The sequence below is a fragment of the Mucilaginibacter sp. A3364 genome (assembly GCF_059690715.1).
Window position 1 is genome coordinate 623,959 of sequence record NZ_JCAWED010000001.1, and the last position, 13,335, is coordinate 637,293.

13 protein-coding genes are annotated in these 13,335 nt (G+C 43.6%); 2 read left to right on the plus strand and 11 right to left on the minus strand.

Features of this window, described 5'->3' with window-relative positions:
- Positions 1-14: 14 nt before the first annotated feature.
- The 7 genes from AC59JT_RS02600 to AC59JT_RS02630 all read right to left on the minus strand — a co-directional run bounded on the left by AC59JT_RS02600 (position 15) and on the right by AC59JT_RS02630 (position 5,704).
- Positions 15-560: a hypothetical protein gene (locus AC59JT_RS02600; RefSeq protein WP_497395835.1), complete on the minus strand. Its 546-nt coding sequence runs from the start codon at positions 558-560 to the stop codon at positions 15-17.
- Positions 547-1,464, minus strand: coding sequence for a hypothetical protein (locus tag AC59JT_RS02605; RefSeq protein WP_497395837.1), 918 nt, complete (start codon positions 1,462-1,464; stop codon positions 547-549). Before AC59JT_RS02605 ends, AC59JT_RS02600 begins: the two co-directional genes overlap by 14 nt.
- A 50-nt stretch (positions 1,465-1,514) precedes the next feature.
- Positions 1,515-2,075, minus strand: a complete 561-nt coding sequence (locus AC59JT_RS02610; protein ID WP_497395839.1) for an RNA polymerase sigma factor — start codon at positions 2,073-2,075, stop codon at positions 1,515-1,517.
- Between the two features lie 127 nt (positions 2,076-2,202).
- Positions 2,203-2,664, minus strand: a complete 462-nt coding sequence (gene bcp, locus AC59JT_RS02615) for a thioredoxin-dependent thiol peroxidase (protein ID WP_497395841.1) — start codon at positions 2,662-2,664, stop codon at positions 2,203-2,205.
- Entirely contained in the window at positions 2,664-4,376 is a 1,713-nt protein-coding gene (locus AC59JT_RS02620; protein WP_497395843.1) for a M23 family metallopeptidase, read from the minus strand. The genes bcp and AC59JT_RS02620 overlap by 1 nt, the downstream gene beginning before the upstream one ends.
- 92 nt (positions 4,377-4,468) lie before the next feature.
- Positions 4,469-5,080 (minus strand): fumarylacetoacetate hydrolase family protein, encoded by a 612-nt coding sequence (locus tag AC59JT_RS02625; RefSeq protein ID WP_497399323.1) that lies wholly within the window; start codon positions 5,078-5,080, stop codon positions 4,469-4,471.
- 132 nt (positions 5,081-5,212) lie between these two features.
- Entirely contained in the window at positions 5,213-5,704 is a 492-nt protein-coding gene (locus AC59JT_RS02630; protein ID WP_497395845.1) for a T9SS type A sorting domain-containing protein, read from the minus strand.
- Positions 5,705-5,896: 192 nt separating this feature from the next.
- On the opposite strand from AC59JT_RS02630, the gene AC59JT_RS02635 reads away from it, so the two are divergent.
- Entirely contained in the window at positions 5,897-7,867 is a 1,971-nt protein-coding gene (locus tag AC59JT_RS02635) for a KUP/HAK/KT family potassium transporter (RefSeq protein WP_497395847.1), read from the plus strand.
- On the opposite strand, the gene AC59JT_RS02640 is transcribed toward AC59JT_RS02635, so the two are convergent.
- Positions 7,868-8,122 carry a SemiSWEET transporter gene (locus AC59JT_RS02640; protein ID WP_497395849.1) on the minus strand — a complete coding sequence of 85 codons (255 nt, stop codon included), beginning with the start codon at positions 8,120-8,122 and terminating at the stop codon, positions 7,868-7,870.
- A 33-nt stretch (positions 8,123-8,155) separates the two neighbouring features.
- A complete protein-coding gene (locus tag AC59JT_RS02645) occupies positions 8,156-9,844 on the minus strand; it encodes an amino acid permease (protein ID WP_497395851.1) in 1,689 nt (562 codons plus the stop codon).
- A gap of 77 nt (positions 9,845-9,921) precedes the next feature.
- Here AC59JT_RS02645 and AC59JT_RS02650 point away from each other — a divergent pair, with 77 nt between their 5' ends.
- Positions 9,922-10,578, plus strand: coding sequence for a phosphatase PAP2 family protein (locus tag AC59JT_RS02650; protein WP_497395853.1), 657 nt, complete (start codon positions 9,922-9,924; stop codon positions 10,576-10,578).
- 48 nt (positions 10,579-10,626) lie between these two features.
- On the opposite strand, the gene AC59JT_RS02655 is transcribed toward AC59JT_RS02650, so the two are convergent.
- Complete coding sequence (locus AC59JT_RS02655; RefSeq protein ID WP_497395855.1) at positions 10,627-11,286, minus strand: hypothetical protein; 660 nt, start codon at positions 11,284-11,286, stop codon at positions 10,627-10,629.
- 166 nt (positions 11,287-11,452) lie between these two features.
- On the minus strand, positions 11,453-13,153 hold the full coding sequence (locus tag AC59JT_RS02660; RefSeq protein WP_497395857.1) for a M3 family oligoendopeptidase: 1,701 nt from the start codon (positions 13,151-13,153) through the stop codon (positions 11,453-11,455).
- Between the last annotated feature and the right edge of the window lie 182 nt (positions 13,154-13,335).

The window sequence follows — 13,335 nt, forward strand, 5'->3', positions numbered from 1 at the left end:
GTAAAATTATTGAATTAGTTACGCGGGCCTCTGTCCTCATTTAGTTTACGTACCAATTCGTCGGAAAACTCACGTTCGCCTTTATATAGCAGGCTAACTTTTTGTGGCGACAGGATCTTAAGGAAAGCATCATTGTAGCGTTTTTTAATATCTACCAGCTGGCTTTCGTATTCCAGATCCTTACGTATTTGCTCGGGGCCGTTGGCCTGCGCATTTGAGTTGTTCAGACGTTTTAAACGCCTTACATTCATGGTTTCACTTTGATATTGCCTGTATACCGGCCAAAAACGCTCAGCCTCGTCATCGGTCAAATTAAGTTGCTTGCCCAAAAAACCTTCCTTAATGTTTTGTATGGCCTGCATTTTTTTACCGCCCAGTTCAGACGGCACAGTATTGCCATTGCCATTATCGCGGAAATTATTAGGGCGATGAAACTGGCGGGTGTTACGGTTATCCTGGAAGCTATTGCGCTGTGCATAAACGTTTAAGCTAACGCATCCAAAAAATAACATAACAAAAATATGTTTAAGCCACTTATCCATCATGTTAAAGGTTTTCATCAACGTATTCTTGTAAAGCAGCATCAAGCTCGGCATTGTTAACTGGTAACGCTTCGGCAGCAACAGTATGCTGGGTTTCATTAGCATCCATACTTATTTGGATATAACCTTGAATATCCTCTGTAGGGATATTTGATAACTCGGTATGCAGGTAAGTTTCGTTATGGTTAGCAACGGTACTAGCCGATGGCCAAAGTATAACGCCCGTACCAACTACCAAAGCAAAACAAGCAGCAGTAGCATATTTAAACGCGCTTGATCGCATAAACCTGACCACGGCACCTTTACGCTGCACAGCTTCCTGCGCTACGGTTTTGTTTAATATTTTACTGTTAAGCTCGTTAAAATAATTAGCCGGTACGGTAAAAGTTTCCTCCTGCTGGTTTAAAGCTTCCTCAACAAAAACGCGACTTTGAATTTGCGCGCTCAGGTTTTCAAAATAGCCTGCAGGTACTTCCATACCATTTTCGGCGCCAATCGTAGCTTCAATATTTATACGGCTTTGTATGTTGCTGCTTAATTGTTCAAAGTAACCTTCGGGCACGGTAAGTCCTGAGGTTTCATCATCAGCAGCTTCAATAGCAATGCGCCCTTTTATGCTGTCGCTCAGTTGGTTAAAATAGCCTTCGGGTACAGTTAATGCAGCGTCAAGGTTATCGATTGCAGAACCAAGCACAACCTGGCTGTTAATGTTATTAGTAAGATTTTCGAAATAGCCATCGGGCACTGTAAAGCCGGTAGCAGGTATTTTATTTTTTAGCTCGTCTAGTTTAACGGCAGCTTTTATATGCTCATCCAACCCCGCAAAATAGCCGGACGGCACTGTAAAAGGGTTAGTTTTGCTAACCTTTTTAAGCGCTGTACAGTCTTCCAGCCATTTTTCGTTATCCATATCCTGTGTCATAGTTCCTGTTAGATGAAATTTAGATGAAATGGTTTAACACTAATTCAAAATTAATTTTCTTCCAGTAATATTGCTTCAATTTTTTTCACCGCCAGGTGGAACGACGCTTTGAGTGCGCCCACACTGGTACCCAACGCGTCTGATATCTCTTCGTACTTCATGTCCTCGTAGTACTTCATATTGAATACCAGTCGCTGCTTTTCGGGCAGGGTAAGTATCGCCTGCTGCAGTTTTTTCTGCGCCGCATCGCCGTTAAAGTAGGTCGAATCGGCCAGGGTTTCTGATAAGTCGTAAGCTACATCATCCAGCGGGATATTATTTTTTGCCTTCTTTTTGTTGAGGAAAGTGATGCACTCGTTACTGGCTATACGGTACAGCCAGGTATACAGTTGCGAATCGCTGCGGAATCCCGCCAGGTTTTTCCAAACCTTAATAAACACGTCCTGTACCAGGTCGTCGGTATCGTCATGGTCTATCACCATGCGGCGTATGTGCCAATATATTTTTTGCTGATATTTGGCAAGCAACAGGTTAAAGGCCTCGTTACGGGTCTTCTCATCCTGAAACTTACTTAATATTACTGCATCTTCAACCTGTGCTGTTGCTGACATGGGCTATAAAAGTTTTTTACCTATAAATAGCTAATAGACGATTTTGTTTGGTAATAGGTGCCAAGGTAATTGAAATTTCGAATTTCGAATGTTCAATTTCGGATTTAAAAATAGAAAATTATAACTATTACCCTAACAGATCCAGTACCTGCTGAGACGATGCCTTGGTATCTACCTTGTCAATTATCTTTTGAATATTGCCTTCGCCATCGATAATGAACGTTTTGCGGATGGTGCCCATGTAAGTTTTGCCGTACATGTTTTTTTCGCCCCAAACGTTGTATGCTTCAACAACCTGGTGATCGGTATCGGCTATAAGCGGGAAAGGCAGACTATGTTTGGTGATGAATTTTTTGTGCGATTTTTCATCGTCGGTGCTCACGCCAATAACCTGGTAACCTTTGCCCTGTAATGATTGGTAGTTGTCCCTAAAATCGCAGGCTTCGGCGGTGCAGCCTGGGGTATCGTCTTTCGGGTAAAAGTATAATATAACGGTTTTTCCTTTATAGTTGGATAATGAAATGTTTTCGCCGTTTTGGTCTTTTGCTGTAAAATCGGGGGCTTTGTCGCCTTCTTGTAATTGTGCCATTACCTGTTAAAAGTTGCTGTGAATTGTGCTGTGTTGTTTTTCCAGTCGCTTACTACAAGCTCAAAGCTGTGCTTGCCGCGGGCGATGCTGTCATCAAAGGTATAAACAAACAGTTTACTTTTATAATCGTGCTCCAGTAAAACCCATTTGCCGTCAATTTTGGCGTTAAAGGTTTTTACCCCCGACAGGTTATCGCTAATACGGAAGGAGATAGTGCGGGCCTTGCTCAAATTGCTGCCCTCGCGAATATTTACCGGCGTAATATGCGGCGGCGCGATATCAAGGGCAATATGATAATCGCCGAAGGCATGCGGGTGAGCCACCACATAACCATTTTCATAACTGCTGGTATCGCAAATTCCGTTGGCGCTTACTACAACAGCTTTATCGGCAAATTTACCCAGGTCGTTATCCGGTTTTATGCGTAACTCGTAATCAAGGTGTATGGGCGTAAAACGGTTATGTATGCGGTAAGTGGCCGAATAGGCGCCGGTTTTGGCCGGAAGCACTGATGTTTGGAAATCAAGGTCATCATACAAATTGAACGGCATTATCGTAACCTTATATTTTTCGCCGATAAACTCGTTTTTCTGATCGCATTTAAAGAGCGTCCCCGTTGGCACAAAAGCGTCTGCCGGTTTTTCAAGCGGTTTTGAGCGAACTTTTATTTTCAGGGTTGATGTATTGCCGGCTACGTCTTTCACCAAATACTCTACATCATGCAGTTCGCTATCATTAAACGTGATAACACCACGGTTTACCGATTGAGGGTACAGCGATATTTTGCTGCCCGGCGGGATAAAGCATTTTTGTATAAAACGGCCCTGTGTTAAAAAAGTGGGATAATCAATATAGGCGTTGATGGCGTGGGTTTGATCAAACGCGAAACGCTCAACAGCGAAGGTGTATACTGTTTTGCCATCCAGTTTTAATTCGATAGAATAGGGGCCGTTGCGGTTAGCTGACGCGCTGTTCATATCGGTAGTGCTTATGCCTAAACCTACATCGCCGCTAACATCCAGTGTTTGCGATATACGGTAATTGCCGGCTGCTCCTATCACGCCAAAAAAGCGATGCGGTGTTTTTTCGCTAAAGGGTTTGTTATCCAGTTGGTAAACCGCCATGGCGGTGATAGCCGGTGGCACCTTATCATCAATAGTTAAACCAAATAACTGAGGGTTGATAGTTTCTTCGGTAACAGCGTCACGCAGCTCAAAATGCAAATGTGGACCTGCCGAAGCGCCTGTATTACCCGACCATGCAACCACCTGTCCTTTATTTACCGGGAACAATAACGGCGGCAATGGGAAATCCACATCATGTTTTTGCTCTTTATATTGCTGGTCGCGGATCAGCTTCGCTATCTCGGGACTAAATTTTTGCAAATGACCGTAAACACTGGTAAAGCCATTGGGGTGCGTTATATAAATAGCATTACCAAAACCACCATACTGCACCCGCAAGCGCGATATATTGCCCACAGCTACCGAATGTACCGGATAACCCACCCGCTGATTGGTACGGAAATCAAGCCCGGAATGGAAATGGTTGGGTCGTAACTCGCCAAAAGTACCGGCCGTGGCAGGCGGCAACTCAATGGGGTATTGAAAAAAATCTTTAGGATAGGTTTTTACCTGTATAGGAGCATCCTGCGCGCAAACGGTAAAGCAATAAAATAGCGGGAGTATTAGGGTAGATAGTATTTTTTTCACTCAGTAACATTGTATTTATAGCCAAAGCAACGAGAGGCTATTTTGTTTTTCATCAATCATTAGCTATAGGTTTAAAACCCATAGCTAATGATTTATTTTACATAAAAATCAATCAGCTTTTGTCCTTCCAGGTATCCTTCTAAATGGTCGCCAACGTTTACTTTGGCTACACCTGCCGGGGTGCCTGTAAAAATAAGGTCGCCTTTTTTAAGAGTAATGTAGCGCGAAACAAAAGCGATAATATACTCAAACGAAAAAAGCAGGTTTTTGGTGTTGCCGGTTTGGCGGGTTTCGTCGTTTACATCCAGGTTGAAGTTTAGATCATACACATCGGCAAACTGCGTTTTTGGCAAAAAGCTACTTACCGGTGCCGAATTATCAAAGCCTTTAGCCAGTTCCCAGGGCAGGCCTTTTTCTTTGTGGCGAGATTGGATATCGCGGGCTGTAAAATCAACACCCAATGCAATTTCTTCATAATAAGCAGCCGCGAATTTCTCGCTGATGTGTTTGCCTTCCTTGCTAACTTTTAGTACTATCTCCAGCTCATGGTGCACATCTTCCGAAAAATCGGGGTGATAGAAAGGTTTATTATCTTTCAGCAGCGCAGTATCAGGTTTCATAAATATTACCGGCGTAGTGGGTACCGGGTTATTGAGTTCCTTAGCGTGTTCGGCATAATTGCGGCCAATGGCGATGATCTTCATGGTATATAATGAGTGAATGAGCGATTGAGTGAATGATGGAATGTTTGAAAGCGGCAAATTAATAATTTAATGAATAAGTTAATCACTCATTCACTCAATCATTCTCCCGATAGCTATCGGGGGCAAACATTATTAAAGTATGGAGATTCGCTTAATAACCGATTCGGTGCCGGCAATTACCCTGATGAAGTAAAAGCCACGGTACAGTTTGTTATTTAAGCTGTAAGTGCGGCTTTGCTCGCCCGGATCAACGCGTTGCGAGAATAGGGTTAATACATCGTTGCCCAGTACGTCAACCATTTTAACGGTTACGTTAGTATTGCGCGATAGGCTGTATTTGACGTTGATCTGATCTGTGGTAGGGTTAGGGAATACTTCCACGCTGCTCAATATTTTATCATCCGGCTTAGGTACGTTCAATTTAACGGTTGAGGTAACGCCCGGTTTTATAGGTGGCAAGGTAAAAGATAATAAAGGCTTTTTAGCTTTCTTTTTTGGGAGAAGGTAATTGATGGTATCAGCTTTTACGCGGTTATGTGTTGCAAAAGCAGGGACACACTTCATGGATACTGCCAACGCAGTTATTAGTACCCATGAATAAATGTAGGTAAGTTTTCTCCTCATACTTTATATCCCATACAAAAGTATAAATAAACAGCGCACCAATTTCAAATTTGATAATTTTGTTACTGTATTTTAACAATTTTTAACAAATTGTGTTTAACCTGTTATACACCTCGCTTATACGTTGTAATTAATTATAAGTTGTATTTGATTTTTTAATAGTTTTGCATCACTTTTTTATAACAGGATATAGTGTCACAACATAAAGATCTGCAAAAACTGTCAGCCGCAGGGCTCCTGATCAGTTTAGGAATAATCTACGGTGATATAGGTACCTCGCCTTTATACGTTTTCAAAGCCATCGTAGGAGAAAATAACGCAATTTCAGAATTATTGGTACTGGGCGGAGTGTCGCTCATTTTCTGGACGCTTACGCTTCAAACCACATTAAAGTACGTAGTAATAACACTGCACGCCGATAACAAGGGTGAGGGTGGTATTTTCTCGCTTTTTTCATTGGTACGTCGTAAAGCCAAATGGCTCATTGTACCCGCCATTATAGGGGGCTGCGCATTATTGGCCGACGGTATTATTACACCACCAATTACCATCTCGTCAGCCATTGAAGGTTTGGTGCCGCAGTTTCCGCATATACCTACCGTGCCGGTTGTTATAGCTATTATAACGGTGTTATTTTTGATACAGCAGTTTGGTTCATCTATGGTGGGTAAGGCTTTCGGGCCTATCATGTTTCTGTGGTTTACCATGATGGGCGTACTTGGGGTTAGCTACGTGGTGCAAGATCCATCGGTGATCAAAGCGCTTAACCCGTATTACGCTTTTAAATTATTAACCAGCGGCGATTACCATGCCTTTATAATACTGGGTGCGGTGTTTCTTTGTACCACCGGGGCCGAGGCTTTATATTCAGACCTGGGGCATTGCGGCCGTAAAAACATACAGGTTAGCTGGATTTACGTTAAAACATGTTTAATATTAAATTACCTGGGGCAGGCGGTTTGGTTGCTACAGCATAAAGGCCAAAAAATCGACTTAAACCTGCATAACCCGTTTTACCAGATCATGCCGCAATGGTTCCTGATATTTGGTATTTGTATAGCTACCATGGCAGCTATTATTGCCAGCCAGGCATTAATATCGGGTTCGTTTACTTTGATTGCCGAAGCGGTGCGACTAAACCTTTGGCCAAAAGTTAAGATCAATTACCCCAGCGAACAGAAAGGCCAGTTATATGTAGCCAGTATCAACTGGTTGCTTTGGGTAGGCTGTATAGGTGTGGTTTTATTATTCAGGCATTCAAGCGAAATGGAGGCAGCTTACGGCTTGAGTATTACAGTAGCTATGTTAATGACCACCATTTTAGTATCACGCTTCCTGATGCGTAAAAAGGTGCCAAGCTATATTGTAGGCATATTTTTAACCATCTACCTTTTAATTGAGGGTACCTTCCTGATGGGTAACCTGAATAAATTTATTGATGGTGGTTGGTTTACCCTGTCAATAGGTTTGGTTTTATTTATGGTGATGTGGGCCTGGTACATTGCCCGTAAAATACGCAACCGCTACGTTAAGTTTGTGGAGATAGAAGACTACTTCAACATCCTAACCGAATTAAGCGAAGACGAAACCGTGCCTAAGTACGCATCGCAACTGGTGTATTTAACCAGCGCTAACTTTAACTCGGAAGTCGAATCAAAGATTATTTACTCCATACTGCAAAAGCAACCCAAACGTGCCGATGTTTATTGGTTGGTACACGTCGATGTGGTTGATGAGCCCTACAAAAAAGAATATGAGGTTGATGTATTGGTACCTAACAAAATGATCCGTATTGACTTTAAACTGGGTTTCCGTATCGAGCAGCAGATCAATGTACTGTTCCGAAAGGTGGTTGAGGATCTGGTAAAGAACGGCGAAGTTGATATTACCAGTACCTATAAATCGCTTAACAAACACAAAATTGTGGGCGACTTTAGGTTTGTAGTTATCGAGAAAGTATTGTCGCGCTCGCATAACCTCTCGTTTTACGAGAAGTTTATTATGGCGGCCTACGGTCAGCTAAAAAGGCTGAGTATATCCGAAGAGCGAGGTTTTGGTTTGGACCTGAGCTTTGTTACGATAGAAAAAGTACCGTTAATGCTTGCCGCACCAGAAGGTATTGAACTGGAACGCGTAGCCGTAACGCATACACACCGCATCTAATTATTTGTATTTGATTTTGTAGGCCAGTATTACACCTGCAAATGCAAAAGTAATGAAGTTGCCTATAATTACCGGTAAGCTTGGTAATAGCAAGCCATAGGCTAGCCATGCTAATGTGCCGATAACGAATATGGTATACATAGCTAATGATATACCCGAAGTATCGCGCGTGCGGATGGTTTGAATAGCCTGTGGCAAAAATGATATGGTGGTGCAAAAGGCGGCCACCAAACCTGTAATTTCAACGTAATTCATTTATCAATAATATGTGATAAGGCTCGCCCGCTATTATTTCTTAGTAGCCAGCGCGCTGTTTTTATAGCTGTAGGTAAAGTATATGATCAACCCAATAACCAACCAGGCCAAAAAGCGGATCCAGCTTTCATACTCCAAAGCGGCCATCAGGTAAAAACAGCTTAACAGTCCCAATACGGGTATTAGCGACAGGTTTTTAACGAATGCTGCAATGGTCAATCCCGCGGCTATTAGCACAAACAAAAAGTATGGGAAGTTATGGTGGATGTTATCGCCATTGAACAGATCCATCAAATCGTTTTTGAAGAATATCACCCCTACAATAAACAATACAGGTGCTATCCATTTAGCATTGATGTATGGCAGCTTAAAACGGCCTCTCTCGGCTTCTTCTTTAGGTAATAGTAATACACCTCCGCAAACCAAAACGAAGGCAAACAGGGTGCCTATACTGGTCAGGTTGGTCACCTCGGTTAAATTCATAAATAATGCCGGAACCGCTACAACTATACCTGTTATAATGGTTGAGAATGACGGCGTATGATATTTAGGGTGAATGCGTGAAAATGCCTTCGGCAACAAACCGTCGCGGCTCATGCTCATCCATATACGTGGTTGTCCCAATTGGAATATTAGCAACACGCTTGCCGTAGCGATAACGGCGCTGATAGATATTACATAACTTATTTTATTCAAACCGACTTTACCGAATACGAAAGCGAGCGGATCAGCCACTTGCAGGTCTTTAAAGTTAACCATGCCGGTTAGCACCAGTGCCACCAATACGTATAGAACGGTACAAATAACCAACGAGTAGATCATACCACGTGGCAAATCACGGCGGGGATTTTCACACTCTTCGGCAGTGGTTGATATGGCATCGAACCCTATGTAAGCAAAGAACACACCTGATACCCCCTTCATGATACCCGCAAAACCATTAGGCATAAACGGATGCCAGTTGGCGGGCGTAACGTAGAAAAAGCCTATAATAATAACCGCTATAACCACCGCTATTTTAAGCATTACCATGGCGTTGGTAGCTTTCTTGGTTTCGCGTATGCCTACATAAACCAGGTAGGTAATAATGATCACGATCAATAAAGCAGGTATGTTGGCAATTAATTTAAAATCGCCCGAGCCGGGTGCTGTTGTCCAGGCGTTGCCTGCGTTGATCAGGTTTTCGGGGATAGCCTGGCCCGCCGCAGTTAATTTTTGTATTTCTTCGTGCGCTTTAAATGCCGAGAAGTAATCCATAGTGAGGTAATGCGGCATATGAATGTTGAAACCTTCCAGCAGGTTAACAAAGTAACCGCTCCATGATATAGCTACCGCGATGTTGCCTATGGCGTATTCCATCAACAGGTCCCAGCCGATTATCCAGGCAATGAGTTCGCCAAAAGAAGCATAAGCATAGGTGTACGCGCTACCCGCTACCGGTATCCGCGACGCGAACTCCGCATAACATAATGCCGAAAAACCGCAGGTGATGGCCGTTAGCACGAATAATATACTTACACCCGGACCGCCATAGAACGAAGCTTCGCCAATGGTTGAAAATATACCCGCGCCAATTACGGCGGCTATACCCATCAGCGTCAGATCCTTAACATTTAATACTTTTTTGAGGTGGGTGCCCGAGTGTTCAGAATCACTGAAACCCGCGGCTACATCAGCCATTATTTTGTTTATCGACTTTTTTCGAAATATGCTGTTCGACATTTATTATTACATTGAGCTAAACCAAACCAAACATAACCATTTTTTTGCAGTGAATAAGTATATGCTTACTTTGCAGCATGAATATCGGCATAAAAGATGTTTTATACAGGGTGCGATGGTTTTTTATCCCTTATATCATTGTACTGGCTACCTGCCTGCTAATTAAGCTCAATTACAGTAAATCCGAGATCTATTACGCGGTAAATTCCCTGTATAACGATACGGTTGATAATGCAGCTCCATATATTACTAACATCGGCAGCGGGTGGTCTACCATCATTTTGGTAGTGATATTGTTGCTGTTTTCTTACCGGAAAGCATTTACACTGGCTACCGCTTATGCAGTTACATCCCTATCAGCCCAGGTATTAAAATTCTTTTTTGCGGCGCCGCGACCAAAACTGTACTTCGAACACGAATTGAGCAAAATACATTTTGTGAAAGGAGTAGAGCAGTTGAGCCTGCATAGTTTCCCATCGGGGCATACGGTTACCATTTTTTCTACCACTATATTAATTACTTATTGGTTGCGTAACCGCTTTTGGGGTTTGCCGCTTTTTTTGCTGGCCGCGATAGTGGGTTACTCGCGGATGTACCTTAGTCAGCATTTTTTTGAGGATGTTACGGTAGGATCGGTACTCGGCGTTATATTGACGGTGATATGGATCCGCTGGGCGGAGAGCCGGGAGTTTTTGAGATCACCCAAATGGGACAGGGGACTGCTAAAAAAATAAGGGCCCACCGGTATTAAACCGATGAGCCCTTTGTCAGGAATTAATTTCTTAAGCTAAAGCCGGCGTTCTGTTTCTGTTGATAAGAAATATTACCAAACCTAATACCAGCAAACCACCGCCGCCAAACAAGGCTATCTGTGCCATTTGCGACATGCCGCCACCGCTTGATAAGTACTGGTCATTACGTTGCAACTCCGGCGATACTTTGATCGAGCTTAAAAAAGTTTTCAACTCTGCACCAATCACCTCGCCACGTGCATCGGGGTAAGCATACTCAAATGTGTAAGTAGCCGGGGTGGTGTACAAAATAACAAAGTGTTTCTTTTGCACATCGCCATTACCCGACGGGTCACTCTGTAAGGTAAATGATGTGGCTTTTAATTTACCTACGGTAGTATCGCGTACGTTTTGGGCGCTTGAGTTTTTGTACTGGCTTCTTACATCCTCAACATAAGTGTTCATTACCTTTTTTAAGTCATTTTCTTTAGCTAATGGCTTGTTGTCTTTAGCGCTTTCTGCTTTAATAACTACCATGTAACCATATTCGCCGTTGGCAGAAATTACTTGCTGGCCAAGCGTATCTTGTTTATTATATGTTTCCGGCATTGATACTGTTACCATGCTATCAATTTGTACCGGCTTTAAATCTTGTCCGAAGGTTGCTATGCTAAATAATAATAGCATTGAGCTAATTATTGTCTTTTTCATACACACTGTATTCCCAAAACCGTACCAAAAACGCTTTTCGGCGCGGGCTTATGACATTGATATGATGCCCATAGCGACAGAAAAAAGGCCACAAAAAAAGCCTGCATGAAATATTGTCATGCTGGCTTTCGGTATTGATTATCAGGTATAAAAGGTGAATTTTTAGCTATAATTTCTCAATTTCGGCTTTCACAAACTCTGCCAATTCTTTAACATATCCGGCGCTGAAATCGAATTTTATGCCGGCAGTTTCGTAAATCTCCTTAATGGTCTTGGTGTATCCTAATTTTAGGGCAGCAAGGTATTGCTCCAAGGCCTTTTCAGGGTTTTCTTTATAGTTTTTCCAAACGGCAATGGCACCTAGCTGGGCCATGCCATACTCAATATAGTAAAACGGTATCTCGAAAATGTGCAGTTGCTTTTGCCATAGGTTAGCTTCGGCTTCTTCAATGCCGGTCCAGTCGGCAAAGCCGGCGCCGAACGGTTCATAGATCTGTACCCAGGCATCGCGGCGCTCGTCTGCAGTATGGTTAGGGTTGGTGTAGATCCAGTGTTGAAACTGATCGACCACAGCTACCCATGGCAGGGTTTTCAATACGTCTATCAATTGATCGCGTTTAGCGCGTTTCAAATCCTCTTCATTATCAAAGAACACATTCCAGTTATCCATCGAGATCAACTCCATCGACATGGAAGCCAATTCGGCCACTTCAGAAGGGCAGTGTTTAAAGTCGTTCAATTCCAAATCGGCAGTCAGGAAGGTATGTACCGCATGGCCACCTTCATGCACCATGGTGGTTAGGTCGCGAAAGCTGTTGGCCGAGTTCATGAATATGAACGGTGCGCCAGTTTCAGACAGCGGATAGTTGTAACCACCCGGAGCCTTGCCCATGCGGCTTTCCACATCAAACAAGTTGTTATCCTTCATGATCTCTAAACGCTCACCCAAATAGCTGTTGATATTGCGGAAGCATTGAATAGATTTCTCGATCAACTCCTCGCCATTGTTAAATGGTTTTAAGGCCGGTTTGCCAGAAGTGTTCACATCCATATCCCATGGGCGCAACTGCTCAACACCTAGCGCCTCTTTGCGTGCCTGTGCATGCTCGCGCAGGATAGGCACTACTTCTGTTTCTATAGCGGCGTGGAAGGCGTAGCAGTCCTGCGGCGTATAGTCAAAGCGGCCCAGTTCCTGGAACTTGTAATCACGATAGTTCTCAAAGCCGGCATTCAAGGCCACTTGGTGGCGCAGCGTACGCAGGTGATCGAACAGCTCGTCCAGCTTACCTTTCTCTTGCAGGCGGCGGGCGGTTATCTTTTCCCAAACCTCCTGGCGTTTGGCACGGTCGGTATCTTTTAACAATACCGAGGCTTGCTCCAAAGTATATTCCTTATCGCCGATGTGTACAGACATAGAGCCGCTTATCGACTGGTACTTCTGCTGCTCCACCTGGATCTGCGTTTGTACCGGGATGTTCTCTTCACGGAATAACTCCAACGACTTTTTAACACCGCGCAGGTATACAAAATACTTATCATGGTCCAACGCGTCGAAGTACTCGCTGGCTACCAGTTTCTTGTTTAGCTCGTTGCTGTATGGGGCCGCTTTAGGCTCAATTTCGGTAGCGAAGTATTGAAAATCGGTAAGCAGTTGCTCGCTGTTGGTATCGCAGGTCATGCGGATATAGCGCCAGGCGAAGTCCTCTTCCAGGGCGGCTTCCAGTTCGCTGCGGTCGCGAAGCCATTGTTCAAGCTCTGCTACTGATGTGATGGGGCGGTTAACCAGGTCCTGGTATATTGGTTCCAGGTTTTCCCATTTAATATTAAGGTCGGCAGGTATATAGGCGCGTGTTTTTTTGTGTATCATTTTGATGTGCAGATATGCGTATATGCAAATGTGCGAATTGTTATGGATGTGCGGAAGTGGGAACGTCTGAAAGGTGTAAAAAGTTTTTTGTGGCGCGACACTTCGCTAAACCGTGATAGGCACACATTGCAAACGAGCGCAAGAACGTTGAGCGGGTGCGCCACTCTTAAAGTGGCGCACTT